The following is a 21,178-nucleotide window of genomic DNA, read 5'->3' on the forward strand; positions in this document are numbered from 1 at the left end:
GGTTATGTTGAGGCCGAATTCCCGGAGCCAGGCACGTACCACTTTGTTGACCACCAGATGGTGCATGCCGAAATGGGGGCACGCGGCAACATAGTGGTGAACTAAACCAGGGTTTACAACTTAATCGGAGCGTCAGTCGGCTCAACTGCACGGGGAAGGTTGGACTCGCCCATCAGGTACTGGTCCACGGCCTCGGCGCAGGCGCGGCCTTCGGCGATAGCCCACACAATCAAACTGGCACCGCGGCCATTGTCACCGGCCACGAACACCGGACCGTCGAAGTTCTGCTCGATGTCGCTGCGCACGGCAAGGTAGTCGTCGTCACGCATCATCACACCGCGATCGTTGAACTGAATACCCAGCTCATGCGGCAAGCCCCCGCGCTCCGGACCGGAGAAGCCCAGAGCAATGAGAACTAGGTCGGCATCGAGCTCGAAATCCGTGTCCTCCATGGGCACGCGCTTTCCGTCGATGACCTCAACCTCGTTAGCAGACAGGCCGGTTACGTGGCCGTCCTCGCCGTGGAAGGAGACGGTGTTGACGTTGAAGACGCGCTTGCCCAGCGTCTCACCGGTAACGCGGGCGTTGCGCCCGAGTGCCTCGGTAACCTCTGGCGGCTCGGAACCGGTGATGGTGTACTCACCTTCTTCGTGGGCAGTCGCCACGCGCCAGACCAGCGGGTACATCGGCCACGGAGTCGACGCCGCACGGGACTTCGGAGCCCGCGGACGGATATCGAACTGCGTGACGGACGCAGCACCTTGACGCAGCGCGGTACCAAAGCAGTCAATACCGGTGTCGCCACCGCCAATGACGACAACCTTCTTGCCCTTGGCATCAATTGGCGGGCTGTCGAGCTCGCCTACGGCAACGCGGTTGGCACCCGGCAGGTACTCCATAGCCTGGTGAATGCCCTCGAGGTCACGGCCATCAACGGGCAGGTCGCGGGCCAGCGAGGCGCCGGTAGCTAGGACCACTGCATCGAAATCGGCCAGGTCAGCGGCTGTCGGTGAGATGTTGGTGCGGAACTCAGTGCCCTCGATTTCCATCTGCTCAAGGCGACGGTCGAGGTAACGCTGCTCCATCTTGTAGTCCGGAACGCCGTAGCGCATCAGACCACCGATCTTGTCGTCACGCTCGAAGACCGTGACATCATGCCCGGCGCGAGTGAGCTGCTGTGCTGCAGCAAGGCCCGCCGGCCCGGAGCCGATGACAGCAATGTGTTGGCCGGTGTCGAAAGTCGGCACAATCGGCTGCACCCACCCCTCATCGAAACCGCGCTCGACGATAGCCAACTCGATATTCTTGATGGTCACCGCATCGTCGTTGATGCCGAGCACACAACCACCCTCGCACGGAGCCGGACACAGGCGACCGGTCCACTCGGGAAAGTTATTGGTGGCGTGCAAGCGCTCGAAAGCCTCTTGCCAGCGGTTCTGACGAACCAGGTCATTCCACTCCGGAATGATGTTGCCCAGCGGGCAAGCCGAGTGACAAAACGGCACGCCGCAGTCCATGCAGCGAGAAGCCTGCTGTTGCAGGTGCTCCTGACTAGCCTCCTCATAGACCTCTTTCCAGTCCATCAGACGCAGCGGAACCGGGCGATGAGCAGGCTCTTCGCGCTGGAATTTCATGAAACCCTTCGGATCAGCCATTGGTTACTGCCTCCATGATTGCCTCGTTGATGTCAGCGTCGTTGTCCTTTGCCTTCGCGACTACGTCGAGAATTCGGGCGTAATCACGCGGCATAATTTTGATGAACTGTGCGGCCGGGAACCGAGTCTTAGAACCCGTGAGCTTGCGGTGCTTCGACAGCGTTGCCTCCAGCCAGCTGATGTCCTCATCGTCGAGAGGCACGATGTCGACCAACTCGGTGTTGATGTTCGCCCGCGTCGCCTCGTTATCCAGCAGGTAGGCGATACCGCCACTCATACCGGCGCCGAAGTTGTGACCGACCGGGCCCGCCACTACGACGCGGCCACCGGTCATGTACTCGCAACCGTGGTTACCGATGCCCTCGACCACGGCCGTGGCACCGGAGTTACGCACGCAGAAGCGCTCGCCGACGGTGCCGCGGACGAAGATTTCACCGCTAGTGGCACCGAAACCAATGACGTTGCCGGCAATCGTGTCGGTAGCCACATCCGCGGTTGGCGGGGTCGAACGTGAAGGTCGGACCACAATCTTGCCTCCGCATAGGCCCTTGCCGACGAAGTCGTTGGCATCGCCCTCCAGCTTGATAGTCACACCGGCCGGCAGGAACGCGCCCAGCGAGTTACCGGCGGAACCGAGCAGGTTGACGACGATGGAGTCGTCGGCAAGCCCCTGCTTACCTGCGACTTTGGTGACTTCGTACCCGAGCCGCGTGCCCACGGAACGGTTCACATTGCTGATGGCGTGGTGCAGCGCCACTGGCGTCGGCGCCAACCCATTCGCGCGCGCCGTACGCAGCGCGGGCTGCGCTTCGTCGATGAGGCGCTCGTCCAACGCACCCTCAAGCCCGTGGTCCTGCGCCTTCGTGCAGTAGGAATCCTGGTCCACGAAGAAGGGGCTCTCGGCAACGTGCAGGATTCGCTCCAGGTCAAGCTTTGCGACGCGCGGAAGGTTGCCCAAATTCTTGCGCGGACGCAGGCACTCGGCATGTCCGACCGCTTCATCGATGGTGCGGAAACCCAGCTCAGCGAGGTATTCACGGACCTGCTGGGCGATGAAGGTGAAGAAGTTGACCACGTGCTCGGCACGACCGGTGAACTTGCTCCGCAACGTCGGATTCTGGGTGGCAATACCGACTGGGCAGGTGTCCAGGTGGCAGACGCGCATCATGACGCAGCCCTCAACCACCAGCGGAGCGGTGGCAAAACCAAACTCCTCAGCGCCCAACAGCATCGCGACCACGACATCGCGACCGGTCTTGAGCTGGCCATCGCACTGCACGCGGATGCGGTCGCGCAACCCGTTGAGCATCAGGGTCTGCTGGGTTTCAGCGAGCCCCAGCTCCCACGGACCACCGGCGTGCTTGAGGCTGGTCAGCGGCGAGGCGCCGGTGCCGCCATCGTGGCCGGAGATCAACACAACGTCGGCATGCGCCTTCGACACACCAGCGGCGACAGTACCCACACCCTGCTCGGAGACGAGCTTCACGTGAATGCGGGCGCGCGGATTGGCGTTCTTGAGGTCGTAAATGAGCTGCGCCAAATCCTCAATCGAGTAGATGTCGTGATGCGGTGGTGGCGAGATCAGACCCACGCCCGGGGTGGTGATGCGCACTTCCGCAATCCACGGGTAGACCTTGTTCGGTGGCAGCTGGCCACCTTCGCCGGGCTTTGCACCCTGGGCCATCTTGATCTGGATGTCGGTGCAGTTGGACAGGTAATGGCTGGTCACACCGAAGCGACCCGAAGCTACCTGCTTGATGGCAGAGCGTTTCCAATCGCCGTTGGCCTCCATTTCGAAACGGTCTGGATCTTCGCCGCCCTCGCCGGAATTGGACATCGCACCCAGGCGATTCATAGCGATGGCCAGCGTCTCATGTGCCTCCGCAGAGATGGAGCCGTAGCTCATCGCGCCGGTGGAGAAACGCTTGACGATGCTGGAAACCGGCTCGACCTCATCAATGTCGATCGGCTCGCGATCCGAGACGAACTCGAGCATGCCACGCAGGGTTGCCAGCTGCTTGGTCTGCTCATCGACCTTGTTGGTGTAGTCGCGGAAGACCGCGTACTGACCAGTGCGGGTCGCATGCTGCAGCGTGTAGATGGTCTCCGGGTTGAATAGGTGGTACTCGCCTTCGCGGCGCCACTTGTACTCGCCGCCGAGATCCAGCTCGCGGTGTGCTTGCTCTTCCGGACGCGGCAGGAATGCGCTGCGGTGACGAGCTGCAACGTCTTCTGCGACCTCGTCGAGGCCAATGCCCTCCAGCGGAGAAACAGCGCCGGTGAAGTACTCGTCCAGGAACTCCTGCGACAGACCGACGGTGTCGGCCAGCTGTGCGCCACGGTAGGACTGCAGTGAGGCGATACCCATTTTGGACATGACCTTCAGCACGCCCTTGGAGGCGGCCTTACAGTAGTTCGAGCAGGCCTGATCCAGCGTCAGATCACCGAGCTGGTCCTTCATACGCAGCTCATCGATGGTTTCGAAAGCCATGTATGGGTTAATGGCATCGGCGCCAAAGCCCAGCAGCATGGCCATGTGGTGCACCTCGCGTGCGTCGCCAGCCTCAATGATGAGGCTGGCGCGCGTGCGAGTGCGTTCCTCCACCAGGTGGTGGTGGACCGCGGAGGTCAGCAGCAGCGACGGGATCGGCGCAAAGCGCTCGTTGGACTCACGGTCAGACAGCACAATCAGTCGGGCACCACGGTCAATGGCTTCAGAGACCTCACGGCGGACACGACGAATAGCGTTGCGCAGGCCACGGCCACCGCGGGCGACTGGGTACAGGCCGGAGATGACCTCGGCGCAGAACTCGGAGTACTCCTCGTTCTTGCCCGCCTGACACAGGGTGACAAATTCGTGGTTGTCCAGGATTGGTTGCTCTAGCCGGATACGACGGGCGGCATCGGCAGTGGGCTCCAAGATGTTGGTCTCTGCCCCCAGCAACGTATTCATGCTGGTGATGGACTTTTCGCGCAGCGAGTCCAGCGGCGGGTTGGTCACCTGCGCGAACCGCTGCGAGAAGAAGTCGAACAGCATGCGAGGGCGGTTGGACAGTGCTGCAATCGGCGTGTCCGAACCCATCGACCCCAGGCCCTCCGCGCCGGTGAGTGCCATCGGGCGGATAATTAGGTCAACGTCTTCCTCGGTGATGCCGAAGACGCGCTGACGCAATACTGCGCGGGCGTGCGGCATGTACTGGTAGCGCTCTCGCGGCAGGTCGGTGATGTCGACTAGGCCCTCTTTGATCCATTCCTCGTAGGGACCAGTGGCGGCCAGCGTGGACTTAATCTCTTTGTCCTCAATAATGCGACCGGCTTTCATGTCCACCAGGAACATACGCCCCGGCTGTACGCGCGTGCGCTGCACAATCTGCTCCGGCGGGATATCCAAGACACCAGCTTCGGAGGCCATCACCACCAGGCCCTCGTCGGTCACCCAGATGCGCCCCGGGCGCAGGCCATTGCGATCCAGGGTTTTTTTTATGACCTGGCCGTCGGTAAAGCAGATGGCGGCGGGGCCGTCCCACGGCTCCATCAGGCAGGCATGGTACTCGTAGAACGCGCGAACCTGCGGGCTGAGGTTATCGTCGTGCTCCCAGGCCTGCGGAACCATCATCATGACCGCATGCGGGAGACTACGACCACCGAGATGCAGTAGCTCCAGGGCCTCGTCGAAACGCGCAGTGTCAGAACCGTTGGGGTCGCACACCGGCAGCGCGCGGTCGATATTGCCCAGCTTGCCAGAGCGAATCAGCGACTCGCGGGCGCGCATCCAGTTCTCGTTGCCGCGCACGGTGTTGATTTCACCATTGTGAGCGACGTAGCGGTACGGGTGCGCCAGTGGCCAGGACGGGAAAGTGTTCGTGGAAAAACGAGAGTGCACGATAGCCAGCGCAGAGGTGACTTCCTTCTGCTGCAGGTCAAGGTAGAAATCTTTCAGCTGCGGGGTGGTCAGCATGCCCTTGTAGACGATTGTGCGACTGGACAGTGACGGGAAGTACACGGTGTCGCCACCAGAGCCCTCGCCGGCCCCCTGTTCACCCAGCTCACGCTCGCAGCGCTTACGCAGGAAGAACATCTTGCGGTCGAGATCAATATCGCTGAGCTGACGCCCCTCGTAGTTCTTCGCGGTAACGAAGAGCTGACGCAGCACCGGCATAGCCTGGCGAGCCATCTGGCCAAGCCCGTCAGCGTTAATCGGCACATCGCGCCATGCCAAGATCTCGATGCCCTCTTCGGCGCAGATGTCCTCAATAGCCCGGATGGCATCGAGAGTGGCCATGCGCGACTGCGGCAGGAACGCAATACCGGTGGCGTAGGTGCCAGCCGGCGGCAAAATGACGCCTTCTTTACTCAGCTCAGCGCGGTAGTAGGCATCCGGCACCTGAATGAGAATGCCGGCACCGTCGCCGGTGGTTTTCTCTGCACCGGCGGCACCGCGGTGGTCGAGGTTGACCAGTGCCTGAATGCCCTTTTCCACAATGTCATGGGTCTGGCGACCGTAAATGTCGGCGACAAAGGCCACGCCACACGCATCGTGTTCGTTCGACGGGTGGTAGAGACCTTCCCTCTGAGGACCACGAGGCAATGTGGTCGCTATTTCGGTCAGAGTCATGGCTGTCTTAGCTGTCATGGCTGTTTTCCCCTTATAGGTGCAATGTGCCAATTGGGGGACACGGGTTATCTATATTTCCAACTCTTTTAACAATGTACTTTCATCTAAGCGTATTGCAATACGTATTTAGGGAATTACCTGTATTTGCCCACCCCCGAAGGAGCTAGGTTGACAGTGCCATTCGATAAAAACCGGGCTTTTACTACCGGTTTTAACTTCAACTCCCCCTAATCGAGCTACCACCCCCACTATCCACGCACAGTTGTTCGATTCTTTAGCAAACCCCCTCCATACCCAATCCGCTCCTACCGCTATGGTTAGCTCCATGCTCGCCAACCGTCGTTTCCGCTCGCCATTACAGGGCCTCGCCCTCCTTATCGGCACAGCGACAATCCTCAGCGGCTGCACGGCTCCCATAGACCCCACTCCAGAGAGCCGGTCGTACAGCCCGGCACCGGCACCCGCATTCACGCCCGAGCCAGCGGAACCCGCGCCCGAGATTCCTGAAGCGCCCCACACCCCAGACGCCCCCGACACCCCAGCGCCCAGCACATCGCCTATCGACGGCATCCGTAGCGCCCTCAACCAGCTGGAGATAAAAGGGCGCGCACCGAAAACCGGCTACGCGCGCGATGAATTCGGGCAACGTTGGAGTGATGACGTCTCTGCCGAGTTTGGCCACAACGGATGTGACACACGGAACGACATTTTGAATCGTGACCTTATTAATAAGGAGTACAAACCAAATACTCGCGATTGCGTCGTAGTTTCGGGGCAATTACTGGACCCCTACACCGGCACGATGATTGAGTTCCAGCGCGGCCGCGACACCTCTTCCGCCGTGCAAATCGACCATGTTGTAGCCTTGAGCGACGCCTGGCAAAAGGGAGCACAGCAGCTCTCACCTGAGGTTCGGCAGGACTTTGCCAATGACCCCCTCAACCTCTTGGCCGTCGATGGTCCCGCTAATCAACAAAAGCGGGATAGCGATGCCGCCTCCTGGGTACCCGCCAACAAACCATTTCGCTGCCAGTATGTCGCTCGCCAGGTGGCGGTAAAACACAAATACCACCTGTGGATCACGCAGGCGGAGCATGATGCCATCGACCGTTGGCTCTCCACCTGCACAACAGAGGATGAGCCCGCGCTTGCCGCTCTAACCCTGAATTAGGGCAACCGCTTCCAGCACGCACCGACACCACGCTTCTAGGCTCAAGCCGGCGAATATGCCACCTATTTAGCTACGTGTTCGCAACCTCCGCCCCTCCTAGTCGCGAACATTTCTATTTTTTTGAAGATTCCTAGCCCCCTAATTTCTGGGGGCGACCGCCATTCAGCCACTGCCCGCCCCCTCAAACAAACCAGCCGAAAACCCCAGGGCTCATAGAGTTATATAGGTCAATATCGGAATTGATTTCGTTACCACAGTGTTATCATTTCGTTATATTCGCCGCTTTCCATCGGTTTATAACCGTTTGATAACACTGTATCCTCGAGTCCGTTCGCGAAAAAGGTATCCGTCGTAAAGCATTGCGCACACTGATTGCGTATTTTTATTTTTCTTCGTCGAAACTACTTTTTGACGCGGCACAGGTTTGTTAAAGTCTGGTTGTTACAAAATCGCACTATCGTGACTGATGGTGTCAATGTGACTAAAGAGTCGCTTGGCGCTATTAATCGCTTGTCCATCATCTTGGAGGATTCTCACCCATGGCAGCTGAAATGAAGGCTCCGGAAGTACCACTTGGGCTCCAAATCAAGGCTTTTGCCCAGTCGATTCCACCACTCCTGCGTACCGGCGCCCTGTACATGACTCCGAAGACGGCGCCGAAGATCCTCGATTACCTGCGTCGCTTGAAGTTCTCCGTCGCCAGCCTTATTTCCATGAGTGCGCTGCGCTACCCGGATCGCCTCGCCCTTGTCGATGATGACGGCGAGCTGACCTATTCTCAGCTGCTGGACAACGCTCACGCCCTGGCTCGCGCCTTGATGGACCGTGGCATGACCCAGAAGTCCAGCTTCGGCGTTATCGCACGTAACGGCCGCGGCATCATCCTGCCGATGGCCATCAAGGGATTCATCGGCTCCGAAATTATGCTGATGAATATCGGCTCCGGCCCGACTCAGATTCGCGGCGTCGTTGACCAGAACAAGGCCAAGTTCCTATTCGTCGATGACGAGTTCCTGGGCAATCTGCCGGAAGACCTCGACGATGTCACCGTCGTTATTACCTCCGTGACCAAGCCGGAGACCCGCAAGAACGCGGGCAAGAACTTCCTGTTCATGGAAGACCTCATTGAAGAAGGTCGTACATCGAACGCCAAGTTAGATCCGAAGCCGGAGCAGGGACGCATCATCATCATGTCCTCCGGCACAACCGGCATCCCGAAGGGTGTCCTGCGCAATGAGCCGAAGACACCGGCAACTGTGGGTGCAATCGCCGAGCGTATTCCGTGGCGCCGCAACATGGTCATTCACCAGTCCGCATCCATGTTCCACGCCTGGGGCTGGGCAAATGTGCTGATTGGCATGGCTACCGGCTCCACCATTGTCACCATGCGTGTCTTCGACCCGAAGAAGGCTGTTGACCAGTGTGAGCAGTACGGCTGTAACGGCATGATTTCCGCGGCCTTCTTCCTGCGCCAGATCAAGGACGTTCTGGATGAGGAGCCGAACCGCAAGATTGGCCCGTTCCGCTTCATCGTCTCCTCGGGTAACGCCATCCCGGGCTGGCTCGTCTCCGCGCTGACTCACCGCTTCGGTCCGGTTATCTGTAACTTCTACGGCTCCACCGAAGCCGGCCTGTGCTCCATCGCATCCGGCGCGGACCTCGCAGCTCGCCCGGACTCCGCAGGTCGACCGGCAATTGGCGCCAAGGTTCGCATCCTGGGTGACGACGGCAAGGAAGTCGAGCCGGGTGAGGTTGGCATGATCCACACCGCTCAGGAGCTCTCCTTCATCGGTTACCTGAACAAGAAGGACAAGTTCACCACCGTCGATGGCCTGTTCCAGATCGGTGACCTCGGCCGTATCGACCAGGACGGCTACCTGTACATCTGTGGTCGCTCCGACGACATGGTGATCAAGGGCGGCGAGAACGTCTTCCCACGCGAGGTCGAAGAAATTCTCGGCCCGGTGCCGGGCATCGCCGACGTCTTCTGCCACGGCAGCAACGAAAACGACGAGATTTTCGCTGACCTGTTCCTCTACGTTGTCCGCGAGGACAATGAGGCCGGCAAGAACCTCACCGAGGACATGCTGCGCGAGTACGTCCGCGAAACTCTTGCCGAGCACTCCACTCCAGACCGCGTCTTCTTCGTCGACTCCCTGCCGCGCAACGCCATCGGCAAGGTTGTCCCGCGCGAGGTCAAGGCAATGCACGAGCGCCTGAACCTGGACGCTCAGTAAGAAGCGTGTACACGAAAGTGTGCCCACCGGCTATCCGCCGCATGGGCACACTTTTTGCTTATCTCAGCTACCTTTTACACGGCTATCCGCGCGGGCGCACCTGGATTTCATCCACGTTGGCATCCGCTCCGGTATCAACGGCCAGACGTACTGCGGCTGCGATCGATTCAGGCCGCATGAACTTCGTGCCGTCGTAACGCCAATCCGCATCATCGCGGTGCCAATTTGACTGCAGCTGAACCTGCATATCGGTATCGACGCGTCCGGGGTGCACGGAGCTGACTCGTACCGCGCCACGCTCTTCCTCGCGCAGCGCATCGGTGAACGCCCGTAGCGCGAACTTCGACGCTGCATACGGCGAAGTACCAGCTGAAGCGCGGAATCCCGAGCCCGAGTTGATGGTCACCAGCGTGCCCTCCGCCTTGCGCAGCGCCGGCAGCAGCTGGCGGGTCAGGTCGGCGACGGCGACGACGTTGATGTCCATAATCCGCGACCAGTCCGCACGCGAAACCTCCGCCACGTCCCCATCGACGTACACACCCGCCGAGTGCACGAGCACATCCAGCCCGCGCCCACCGAGCGCCTCCAACAGCTTTTCCACTTCCGCGTTTACGGCGTCTACATCACCCAGGTCAGCAACGAATACGCTTGCCGACGGCAACTGCGACGCCACCTTCTCAGCAGACTCAGCACTGGTAGCGGCCACAATGACGTGGTAATCACGGGAGAGATCCTTGGCAACCGCCAGGCCGATACCACGGCTTGCGCCCGTGACCAGGGCAATCTTGGTATCAGCGGCAATATCGATGCTCATGCACGGCTCCTTTATTTAGTCGATATGTACTTGACTTTGGTTTTGGGCTTACTTCTTCGGCTTCGCGCCGCCCACCTGGTCGATGGGGGTCACCTGCAGGAAGTCGATGTTGACGCGATTCGGGCGGGTGGCCGCGAACACAATGATGTCGGCAACATCATCGGCGGTCAGCGACTCAACGCCGTCGTAGACCGCTGCGGCCTTGGTCTCGTCGCCGTCGAAACGCACGAGTGAGAAGTCGGTGTGGACGCGCCCCGGATCGATTTCGGTGACGCGCACGCCATCGACAGCAACCTCTTGACGCAGGACTTCCACCAGGGCGCGCTCAGCGTGCTTGGCGGCGTTGTAGCCGGCACCGCCGGTGTAGACCTGGCGACCGGCAATCGAGCCGACGGTGAGCACAATGCCGCTGGTGGTCTTCAGTGCGGGCAGCAGTGCGCGGGTGACGCGCAGGGTGCCCAGCACGTTGACGTCGTACATCCAACGCCATTTTTCCTCGACAGCGCCTTCAACCGACTCCATGCCCCAGGCACCACCGGCGTTGTTTACCAGCACGTCGACACGCGGTTCAGCCTTAGCCAGCGCCACCACATCGTCGTCAGAGGTGACGTCAACCTTGTAGACTGTCGGTTCACCACCGGCAGCGCGGATCTCCTCCGCGACAGCCTCGAGCTTGTCCTCGCGGCGGGCTCCCAACACAACGCGAAAACCTTCAGCTGCGAACTGCTTGGCAGTGGCTGCACCAATACCGGAAGAAGCACCGGTAACTACAGCTACTTTCCTGCCATTAGTTGAAGTTTCAGAGGTCATGAGGGCTCAACTCCTTGCTACATGCGTCTACTGATATCCCCGACTGTAGTCATAGGACACCTTCCTCCGCCGAAGACTGCGTGTGCTTTACACCTGATGTTCCACGTGAAACGTATATAAAACTGTGCAAAAATTTTTCCGATTCACCGCATGCACAGCCGTTAAAACCGCGATACTGGTTGCATGTCTGACCAGCCTCACTTCTCACATCTTCTCTCCCCTCTCGACGTCGGTCCTCTAACTCTGCGCAATCGCATCATCATGGGTTCAATGCACTCCGGTCTGGAAGATCGCACCCGTGATATCCCTAAGCTGGCTGCCTATCTGGGTCGGCGTGCCGAAGGTGGCGTGGGACTCATCGTCACCGGCGGTTATGCTCCCAACATCGAGGGTTGGCTGACTCCGGCCGGTTCGATGATGGCGTCGAAGCGCATGGCGGACAATCACCGCCGCGTTACTGACCTCGTGCACTCCCACGGCAGCCACATCGTGCTGCAGGTGCTGCACGCCGGTCGTTACAGCTACAGCCCGCTGGCTCGCTCCGCCAATACCGGTCAGTCACCGATTAGCCCGTTTAAGGCTCATCGCCTCACCGGCTTTGATGTCTCACGCACCATTGGCGCTTATGTCCGCGCTGCGAAGCTCGCGAAACGCGCTGGTTACGACGGCATTGAGGTTATGGGCTCCGAGGGTTACCTGCTCAACCAATTCCTGGCCGAGCGCACTAACCACCGCTCGGACAACTGGGGCGGCAGCGCCGAGGCTCGCATGCGTCTGCCCATCGAAATTGTTCGCCGCATTCGCGCCGAAGTGGGCGAGGACTTCCTGCTTCAATACCGCATTTCGCTGCTTGACCTGGTGGAAGACGGCCAGACCTGGTCCGAGACCACTGAACTCGCGCAGCGTCTGGTCGAGGCTGGCGTCGATGTCTTCAACACCGGCATCGGCTGGCACGAAGCACGCGTCCCCACCATCGTTACGTCCGTGCCGCGCGCCGCATTCACGGATCTGACTGGTCGTCTCCGTTCGCTTGTCGACGTCCCGGTCGCAGCCTCCAACCGAATCAACCGCCCTGAGGTTGCGGAGAAGATCCTCGCTGACGGCAATGCGGACCTGATTTCCATGGCCCGCCCACTGCTGGCTGACCCGGACTTCGCCATCAAGGCGGGCGATGGTCGAGCTGACCAGATCAACACCTGTATCGCCTGTAACCAGGCCTGCCTGGACCACACCTTCGCGGCCAAGCGCTCCACCTGTTTGGTCAACCCGAAGGCGGCTTACGAAACCGAGCTGGTATCCGTGCCGGTTGCGAAGGACAAGGCCAAGCGCGTCGCCGTCATCGGCGCTGGTGTGGCTGGACTCGCTTTCGCGGAAGCCGCAGCTCAGCGCGGTCACCAGCCGGAGATTTTCGAGGCCGCCGATCAGATTGGTGGCCAGTTCAACCTCGCCGCACAGATTCCGGGCAAGGAGGACTACGGCGAGACGCTGAAGTACTTCTCACGTCGCCTGGAGGTGCTCGAAGTTCCGGTTCACCTGAACACGCGTGCCGACGTCGACGAGCTCAAGACCAAGTTTGACCACGTGATTGTGGCCACGGGTGTCACCCCACGAATCCCGGGCATTGACGGTATCGACCACGAGAAGGTCATTCGCTACGACGAGCTGCTCTCGGGTGCGAAGCAGGCCGGTAACAAGGTGGCCGTCATCGGTGCTGGTGGTATCGGTGTGGACGTGTGTGAGTACCTCACGCGCAAGCCGAACCAGACCATCGAGGCCTGGAAGGACGCCTGGGGCGTCGGTGACCCAGCGGAGTTCCGCGCGGGTCTGACCAAGCCGGGCACGGTCTCCGGCGCGGCTGAGGAGTTTGAGGTCGAGCGCGAGGTGCACCTGCTGCAGCGCAAGACCTCCCGCATCGGCAAGGGCCTGGGCAAGACCACTGGTTGGGTTCACCGTGCGGAGATTAAGAAGGCCGGTGTCAAGCAGTACACCGGCGTCACCTACAACCGTATCGATGACGAGGGTCTACACATCACCATCGATGAAAAGTCACAGGTCATCGCAGTTGACAACGTGATTGTCTGTACTGGCCAGGTATCCAATCTGGACTGCCTGGGCGACAAGGATCGCGAAAGCGTCACCGGCGATAACTCCAATGTCACCATCATCGGTGGCGCAGACGTGGCCGCTGAACTGGACGCAAAGCGTGCCATCCGCCAGGCCGTCGAAGTAGCGCTCGCGCTGTAGGGCCGCTACCCCTCGTAGCGGTCGGTGTAGGCGCGCTGCTCGAACTCGAAACGGCCCGGGTGAGCCGGGAACTCACCCGGGACACCGATGGCCAGCAACAGCGCTACCGCCACATCGGTGTCACCGGCACCGATAGCTTCCTTGACCTTCTGCTCACTAAAGCCCGTCATCGGGGAGCTAGCCCAACCAAAGGCGCTGGCAGTGACCATAGCGAAAGAAGCGGCAATCATGGCGTCGCGGATTGCGAACTCGCGGGAGAGACCCTTTTTCTCGCGGGCCTCGTGGAAGGAGGTCATCGAGGCCTCCCGCTCAGCGGCGGCAACTTCGTCCCACAGGCCAGTGGCCTTGTTGGTCTCAACCAGGCGCGGAATACCGCGCTTCCAGCCAGTCGGCTCACCAATGAAAGCGAGTAGCAGCGGCGCATTGGCAACCTGCTTCTGACCACCGGCAGCTTCCACTACCTTCTGACGCACCTCAGGGTCCTCGATACGCACAATCGCGCGGGACTGAATGTTAAAGGCGCTGGGAGCTTCCAAAGATAGCTCCAGGAGGCGGCGCACGTCAGCGTCGTCAAGAGGTTCGTCCGCATAGACGCGTGTGGCACGACGGTTGCGGACGATGTTCTCAAATTCGGTGGCGAACTGGTCGCGCGGAGAATGTGAAGTCATGCATTAGAGATTAGCGGGTGGCCAACCTTCGAGTTCGAGTAGCCAGCGCTTCATTTCGCGGCCACCGGCATAGGCACCGAAAGATCCCGCTCCCCCACTGGCGGGCACCACGCGGTGACAGGGAATCAGAATACCCAGCGGATTGGTGGCACAGGCCGACCCGGCAGCCCTGGCGGCACGGGGTGAGCCGGCCATCTCGGCAAGCTCGCCATAGGTCACAACCTGGCCATACGGCACATCGCGCAGTGCGGTCAGAGCACGAGCGCGGAAAGAATCCTGCGTGAATACGTCGCAGTCCAGCGGCAGCGCAAACTCACGGCGCTGCCCGGCAAAATACTCGCGGAACTGCTGCGCCGCCAGTTCCGCCACCGCCTGCGCTTCGGGGTCGGCGGCGCTGGGGTCGTCGTCAAGCACGGGACCTAAGAGATTGACTTCGACGACCCCGCGAGCGGAGGTGGCGATTCCAAGCGCACCGAAGGGCGTTTCCACCTTGGCAATCACCATGAAACCTCCTACTTAGTCCTTGTTGGTCTGGAACCAGTCCAGCAGCTCGTCCCACTCCTTCTCGTGACCGGAGCGGAAGTAACCACCGTACCCCACACCCTTGCCGCCAGCCGGCTGAGCCTGACGCTTTTCAATCTTTTCAGCAGAGCTCATCACATTGGTAATCAGGTCTGCCGAGGACTCCTCAGTCCAGTAATCATCCGGAACGCGGATGGACAGGAACGGCTGCGGAGCCTTGGAGAAGCGATTAGCGAAGTCAAACTCGGAATCGTCGAAGAAGTAGCCTTCCTTGCGAGCCCAGCGCGCCCACTGACGCATGACACCGTTCGGCGGCTCAACAGCCAGACGCCACGCCGACGCCGGAATGTGGCCAGTAATGAAACCGCTTATCGGGCCCAGAATGTTAAAGATGAAGAATGCGCGGACCTTGCCCGCCACGGACGGCACCTTGGAAATACGCATACCGCGGCAGTTGACCAGTGCTGCTGCGTCATAGGTGCCCTCGGAGCCGGCGTAGGCGATGCCGTGACCACCAACCGCGTGGCCGACAGCGAAGTGCGGCACGTCCGGGTAGGTCTCCTTGGCCCACTCGATCACACCCGGAATATCCTTGGTAATCCAGTCCGACATCCGGATGTCTTCATTGTTCTGGTCAGTCTTCAGAGCGGACTGGCCAATTCCGCGGTAGTCATAGGTGATAACGCCGTAGCCCTTTTCTGCCACGGTCTCAGCGAAACGGTGGTAGAAACCCTGCGGCACACCGGTACCGGAGTGAACGGTGATGATGCCGTTGGGAATGTTCTCTGGGTTCTCCTTCGGGCGGAACATGGTTCCGCGCAGCAGGACGCGGTCATTAGCCGGGATAATGATGTCCTGCCGAGGGCACGGCTCCGGCAACTTCGGGCTCTTCGCGGAAAAACGGCTAATTCCAGTGGAAGTGGTTGAGGCTTCGGAGGTCATTTATGCAGTTCCTTCGAGTGGACTTAACAAGTGCATGATTTTGTATACACAATCTTAAAGTGTAAGGCTCATCACTTTCAGCGCTTTCGTGGAATTTGGCTCACTTTGGGTACTGCGCGTTCTTTTAGCCTCTAACGAGCTGCCTCACGCGCGTTACAACTGCACATCCCCATAGGCGCGTTCGTCCTCGATCGGCTCCAGATGCGAGGAAATATGCACACCCGGGAAGCGCTCCCGCAGCTCATCCTCCATCGCAGTAAGCACATCGTGGCCGCGCTCGACGCTCCACGCGCCCGGCACCAGCACATGGAACTCAATGAACTGCTGATGCCCCGACACACGAGTGCGAATCTCGTGAACGTCAATGCCCCGACTCCGATTGCGGTGCGAGGCCAAAATCTCGTCCACCGCCACGCGGTCCTCGCCCTCCATGGCCTTGTCCATCAGGCCGTTACCGGAATCGCGCAGCAGCTTGAAACCGGTGACCAGGATGTTTACGGCCACCGCCAGCGCGATAATCGGGTCGAGCCACCACAGGCCAGTAATCCACACCAGAGCCACACCCGCCAGAACACCGGCGGAGGTCCACACATCGGTCATAAGATGCTTGCCGTCGGCGGTCAGCGCCAGGGAGTTATGCTGACGCCCGGCCCTAAGCAGAATCAGCGCCACCGCACCATTAACCACCGAGGCAATCACGGTCACGATGAGGCCCAGGCCGATCTGCTCAATCGGCTGCGGGTGCACCAAACGCTCGATAGAGACATAAATAATCGCCGCCGCCGCCACAAAGATCATGGCACCTTCCAGCCCGGCCGAGAAGTACTCTGCCTTGGAATGGCCGAACTCATGGTCGCGGTCCGCGGGCCGCGCGATAACCTTGAGCACAATAATTGCGACAACTGCCGCAACCAGATTGACAATCGACTCCGTCGCGTCGGAAAGCAGGCCCACCGATCCGGTTAGAGTGTAGCCCCAAAACTTCAGCGCGATGGTGACGACCGCCGCCCCCACTGAAAGCCAACCAAAACGAGATAAGTCCTGCATATGCGGGCACTTTACCCGCCTGTCCGGAGTTACTACCAGTTCTATGAGCACCGATTTCCAGTTCAATTTGCAGAACATTTCTGCAGGCCTGCCGTTCGCGTCGCAGCTCGCCTCGCTTGCCGACGCCGTGCGCGACCACGACGTAGTAGTCCAGGCCCCACCGGGTACCGGCAAGACCACTTTGGTTCCACCGGCGGTGGCCAACACCCTAGGCGGACGCATTGTAGTCACGGCTCCCCGGCGCGTGGCGGTGCGCTCGGCGGCGCGGCGGTTGGCCCAACTGTCGGGCACGAAGCTCGGTGGGGAAGTTGGTTACTCGGTGCGTGGCGACGCCAAAGTTTCCCACGCCACCCGCGTGGAGTTTGTCACTCCCGGTGTGCTGCTGCGTCGACTGCTGCGCGACGGCGACGTGGATGCCAGCGCGGTGCTCATCGACGAGGTGCACGAGCGCGGCTTGGACACCGACCTGGTGTTGGCGATAGTGCGCGACTTGCGGGATATCCGCGATGACCTGCGCCTTGTCGCTATGTCTGCGACGGTGGACGCACCGAAGTTCGCGGCCTTGCTCGGTGGCTCCACCCCGGCTCCCATTGTGGCGGCGGAGGCGGCAATCCACCCGCTGGATATTCGCTACTCGCCCTTCCCACAGCGGCTGGATGCGCGCGGTGTGACCGACGATTTCCTGCAGCACGTGGCAGCGCAGACCAGGACACTGGTGGAGGAAGCCGCCGGTGATGTGCTGGTTTTCCTCCCCGGGATCCGCGAGGTGGAACGCTGCGCAGGCTATATCGCCGACGCCTCAGATGCGACAGTGCTAACGCTGCATGGCCAGCAGAGCTCCGAAGAGCAGGACCGCGTGTTCCGTCGACAAGCGGACGGTAGGCGCGTGATTGTGTCCACCGCGATTGCGGAATCATCCGTGACCGTGCCGGGCGTGCGCGCCGTTGTCGACGCCTGCCTCACGCGCGGGCCGCGACTCGACATCGCGCGTGGCTTCTCCGGCCTGGTCACCAGCTCGTGTGCGCAGTCCTCCGCGAACCAGCGCGCGGGCCGTGCGGGACGTGAGGGCCCGGGCATCGTGGTGCGCTGCGTCTCTCAGTCGGAGTTCGCGTCCTTTCCCGCCTGGCCCGCGCCGGAAATCGAGGTCGCCGACCTGACCCAAGCGCTCCTCGACGCCGCCGCGTGGGGCACGCCAGGGATGCAGGGACTCAAGCTTCTCGACGCCCCACCACCCCACCACACGGAGGCTGCAAACCGCATTCTCGCTGGCCTGGGTGCTGTTGATGAGGCCGGTGACATCACGGAGCTCGGACGCACCCTGGCTACCCTGCCGGTGCATCCACGCATGGGACGCGCGCTGCTGACCGCCACGGCCATGATGCCGGAGCACGCCGGCGCGGTCGCACGCGCGGTGGAGAAACTCACCGATGCCCGCGGCTTGGCCAAGCAGGTGCGCCGCATTGAGCTGGATACTGAAGCCCCCGCCAACCTGCTGTCCTCGGACATCCCCGCGCTGGTCACGGCCCTGGCCTGGCCGGATTTCATCGGGCGACGGCGCAGTGCGAACTCCGACGAATGCCTCTTCACCGGCGGCACCGCAGCGGAACTCGCCCGCGGTTCTGACTTGCACGGCCACGAGTGGATCGCGGCCGCCGACATCTCGCGGCTCTCCCACGGCGGCGCGCTAATCCGCGACGGCGAGGCGATCGACCTGGAAATTGCCATGCTCACCGCCGGCCACCTCGCCCGCACAGAGACCACGGCGCGCGTCGAACAGGGCCGCGTTCGCGCCCGTGAGCGCGACCTGCTCGGCGCCATCGAGCTGTCCTCCCGCCAGGTCTCCCCGACGCCCGAGCAGTGCATTGCCGCCAACTCCACCTGGCTTGCCGGCACGCTTGCCGACGCCAGCCCCAACCTCGACCGCGACACCGAACAGCTCCGCCGCCGCATGGCCTTTCTCCACACTCATCGCGGTGCCCCATGGCCGGATGTCTCCCCCGCAGGGCTTGCGGCCCAGGCCGAGCTCCTCTTCGCTGGCGAGCTGGACCGCCCGACCCCTCCGACTTTGGATGCCGAGCACCTCCGCCGCCTGCTGCCCTGGCCGGAGGCCACGGACTTCGACCGGCTGGTGCCCGAACGCCTGGAGGTCCCATCCGGTTCTAAGATTCGCCTGGAGTACCCGGAGGACCCCACCGACGAAGAGGCGCAGATTGTCCTGGCTGTGAAGTTGCAGGAGTGCTTTGGCCTGGCGGAGACCCCGCAGGTATTGGAAAAGCCGGTGACAATGCACTTACTGTCACCGGCTCAGCGACCACTCGCGGTCACTGGAGACTTGGAAAGTTTCTGGAATGGCGCCTACGCACAGGTTCGCTCCGAGATGCGGGGCCGTTACCCCAAGCATCCGTGGCCGGAGAACCCGTGGGAGGAGCAGGCTACTGCGAGAACGAAGCGCCGTCGTTAAGCAGGCTCGTCGTTAAGCAGCTGCCTGCGCCCGCACGCGACTGGGTTTGTACCAGAGGTAGATTGCGTAGCCCAGGCAGGTGAAGAAGAGCACGCCGCCCATGATTCCCTGCATGTTGCCGTAGAACCACTGCCCCACGCCCGCAGCATGGCCGAAGTCGTTGCCCACGAAGACCTTGTACGGCGCCCACCAATGGGCGATCATGAACAAGGTGCCGACAACGATGTTCCCGATCTCGCGGACGAAGAGCACCAGCGGCACAAAGACCATGACAATCGACCAGTGGTGGCTGACCGCGTACGGTCCAGCAAAGCTGACCGCCAGCGCGACGAAACCGAGGGCTGCGACCTCATAGCCATCGCGATGGTAGACCCACGCCACGAAAGCGGCAGCGATGGCGCCAAAGAGGAAGAAACCGTAGATGCCAATATCGAGCGCAGTGCCCTCCACCCCGGCGCGGGCGAGCAGACCACTGAACGCCTGGTTGGCCTCGTAAGCCGGGGCGCCACCGCGGTTGCCGGCGAAGAACTCATCGGTCCAGAAGTAAATCGACTCTTTAAAGCGCACGGCGAAACCAATGGCGACGGTCACCAGGAACCAGCAGAAGCTCTTGGCCACGGCCGCAAAGTCACGGCGCATGAGGAACACCAGCGCATATGCCGCAGGGGTGATCTTGATACCCGCCGCGATACCCACGCCCAATCCACGTAGCTTCTTGGGCAAAAAGCCCAACACATCGGAGACCACCAGCAGCGCGAGGAAGACGTTGATCTGCCCGAAGAGCACGTTAGCGCGCAGCGGGTCGAGCAGCATCACCACCCCGAGCAGGCAGGTAGCCATCAGCTTCGGACACTCAGAGCCGAGACGAGTGAAGACCATCCACAGCATCGCCCACACCGCCGCCAGCGTGGCGAACGTCCAGATGATTTGCAGGGTAACCGGCCCCGCCCAGGTCAGCGGGTAAAACAGCAGCGCTGCAAACGGTGGGTAGATGAAGCGGAAACCCGATCTGGTGGGAAACTCTGGGGAGTAGAGATCCTGGTCTCGTCGTAGCGCCCAGCCGGCGTCTTGGAAGACCTCGAGGTCCATCATGTAGGCAGTTGCCGCAAGATAGATGAAGTCGATGACAACGACCAGCGACACCAGCCCAAATACAATTGCCAAGATCCGTCTCTGCATGACGGAAAGCGTCGAGAGTCTGTCCATGAGCATGATTCGACACTACCGCACAGTTCTTCCTACTCAGGCCTTAGAGTGGGAGGTATGTTCGTGGAAAACTATCGCAAGGTTCGCTCCGAGATCGACGACGCTTGCCGACGAGCCGGGCGTCAGCCCTCCGAGGTCCGTCTGCTGCCCGTCAGCAAGACTGTGCCTGTCGACGCCCTGGTGGAATCCTGGCCGGAGCTCGCGGCAGCCGGCTGCGCTGGCCTGGCGGAAACCGCGTCCAGGAAGCGGTGGCCAAGGCGGAGGTATTCCGGGAGGCCTTCGGCGAGAAAGCACCACATATGGCCATCATTGGTCCACTGCAGACGAATAAGGCAGGCCATTTAGTCAGCTGTGCTGATGAGTTTCAGGCGCTGGACCGACCGAAGGTGGCCGGAGCGCTGCAGCGCCACTTGGCTGATTCCGAGCGCACACTTGATGTGCTGATTCAGGTCAATGTCTCCCGCGAGCCGCAGAAGTCGGGCCTGGCGCCGAGCCACGCAGCGGAGTTTGTCCGCATGTTCGGCCCCGATGGCGAGTACCCGAACCTGCGCCTGCGCGGGTTTATGACCATCGCGGCCCAGAATGACCCGAATGTCCGCGAGACCTTCGCGGAGCTGCGCGATCTGCGCGACAGTCTGCTCGGGGATTTGCCGGAGGGCGTCAGCCTCGACGAACTGTCGATGGGTATGTCCGGCGACTACCGCGAAGCCATCGCCGAGGGAGCGACCACCGTGCGTGTGGGACGCGCTATCTTCGGTGAACGCTCGTATAAAAAATAAAGGTAAT

The 21,178-nt window shown here is 61.2% G+C and carries 13 protein-coding genes and 1 pseudogene; 5 read left to right on the forward strand and 9 right to left on the reverse strand.

Translation table 11 applies throughout. The features are described 5' to 3' along the window. Positions 1-113: 113 nt before the first annotated feature. Entirely contained in the window at positions 114-1,655 is a 1,542-nt protein-coding gene (locus HMPREF3011_RS10305; protein WP_070841501.1) for a glutamate synthase subunit beta, read from the reverse strand. Further along, entirely contained in the window at positions 1,648-6,270 is a 4,623-nt protein-coding gene (gene gltB / locus HMPREF3011_RS10310; protein ID WP_070841560.1) for a glutamate synthase large subunit, read from the reverse strand. Before gltB ends, HMPREF3011_RS10305 begins: the two co-directional genes overlap by 8 nt. A gap of 325 nt (positions 6,271-6,595) precedes the next feature. Between gltB and HMPREF3011_RS10315 the strand changes: the two genes are divergently transcribed. Together HMPREF3011_RS10315 and HMPREF3011_RS10320 are read left to right on the forward strand one after the other, a co-directional pair. After that, positions 6,596-7,441 (forward strand): HNH endonuclease family protein, encoded by an 846-nt coding sequence (locus tag HMPREF3011_RS10315; RefSeq protein ID WP_246821522.1) that lies wholly within the window; start codon positions 6,596-6,598, stop codon positions 7,439-7,441. A 539-nt stretch (positions 7,442-7,980) separates the two neighbouring features. Further along, positions 7,981-9,678: an AMP-binding protein gene (locus tag HMPREF3011_RS10320; protein ID WP_070601370.1), complete on the forward strand. Its 1,698-nt coding sequence runs from the start codon at positions 7,981-7,983 to the stop codon at positions 9,676-9,678. Positions 9,679-9,760: 82 nt separating this feature from the next. Here the strand turns inward: HMPREF3011_RS10320 and HMPREF3011_RS10325 are convergent, their stop codons facing one another. Beyond that, positions 9,761-10,492 carry an SDR family oxidoreductase gene (locus HMPREF3011_RS10325; RefSeq protein WP_070841503.1) on the reverse strand — a complete coding sequence of 244 codons (732 nt, stop codon included), beginning with the start codon at positions 10,490-10,492 and terminating at the stop codon, positions 9,761-9,763. Between the two features lie 48 nt (positions 10,493-10,540). Further along, a complete protein-coding gene (locus HMPREF3011_RS10330) occupies positions 10,541-11,302 on the reverse strand; it encodes an SDR family oxidoreductase (protein WP_070559965.1) in 762 nt (253 codons plus the stop codon). Positions 11,303-11,485: 183 nt separating this feature from the next. On the opposite strand from HMPREF3011_RS10330, the gene HMPREF3011_RS10335 reads away from it, so the two are divergent. After that, positions 11,486-13,546, forward strand: coding sequence for an NADPH-dependent 2,4-dienoyl-CoA reductase (locus tag HMPREF3011_RS10335; protein WP_049181231.1), 2,061 nt, complete (start codon positions 11,486-11,488; stop codon positions 13,544-13,546). A gap of 5 nt (positions 13,547-13,551) precedes the next feature. Here the strand turns inward: HMPREF3011_RS10335 and HMPREF3011_RS10340 are convergent, their stop codons facing one another. From HMPREF3011_RS10340 to HMPREF3011_RS10355, 4 genes are all read right to left on the reverse strand, one after another. Continuing rightward, complete coding sequence (locus HMPREF3011_RS10340) at positions 13,552-14,214, reverse strand: nitroreductase family protein (RefSeq protein WP_070628745.1); 663 nt, start codon at positions 14,212-14,214, stop codon at positions 13,552-13,554. A 3-nt stretch (positions 14,215-14,217) separates the two neighbouring features. Then, on the reverse strand, positions 14,218-14,718 hold the full coding sequence (locus tag HMPREF3011_RS10345; RefSeq protein ID WP_038627189.1) for a methylated-DNA--[protein]-cysteine S-methyltransferase: 501 nt from the start codon (positions 14,716-14,718) through the stop codon (positions 14,218-14,220). Between the two features lie 12 nt (positions 14,719-14,730). Then, positions 14,731-15,678 carry an alpha/beta hydrolase family protein gene (locus HMPREF3011_RS10350; RefSeq protein WP_038627187.1) on the reverse strand — a complete coding sequence of 316 codons (948 nt, stop codon included), beginning with the start codon at positions 15,676-15,678 and terminating at the stop codon, positions 14,731-14,733. 153 nt (positions 15,679-15,831) lie between these two features. Beyond that, positions 15,832-16,725, reverse strand: a complete 894-nt coding sequence (locus tag HMPREF3011_RS10355; RefSeq protein WP_016421781.1) for a cation diffusion facilitator family transporter — start codon at positions 16,723-16,725, stop codon at positions 15,832-15,834. 43 nt (positions 16,726-16,768) lie between these two features. On the opposite strand from HMPREF3011_RS10355, the gene HMPREF3011_RS10360 reads away from it, so the two are divergent. Then, positions 16,769-19,186, forward strand: a complete 2,418-nt coding sequence (locus HMPREF3011_RS10360; protein ID WP_070841504.1) for an ATP-dependent RNA helicase — start codon at positions 16,769-16,771, stop codon at positions 19,184-19,186. Between the two features lie 12 nt (positions 19,187-19,198). Here the strand turns inward: HMPREF3011_RS10360 and HMPREF3011_RS10365 are convergent, their stop codons facing one another. Next, on the reverse strand, positions 19,199-20,365 hold the full coding sequence (locus tag HMPREF3011_RS10365) for a glycosyltransferase 87 family protein (protein WP_224792251.1): 1,167 nt from the start codon (positions 20,363-20,365) through the stop codon (positions 19,199-19,201). Positions 20,366-20,449: 84 nt separating this feature from the next. Between HMPREF3011_RS10365 and HMPREF3011_RS10370 the strand changes: the two are divergent. After that, positions 20,450-21,171, forward strand: a pseudogene (locus HMPREF3011_RS10370) (YggS family pyridoxal phosphate-dependent enzyme). Positions 21,172-21,178 lie beyond the last annotated feature (7 nt).

Source organism: Corynebacterium sp. HMSC074C04 (assembly GCF_001838295.1).
In the GTDB taxonomy this organism is placed as follows: Bacteria; Actinomycetota; Actinomycetes; order Mycobacteriales; family Mycobacteriaceae; genus Corynebacterium; species Corynebacterium amycolatum.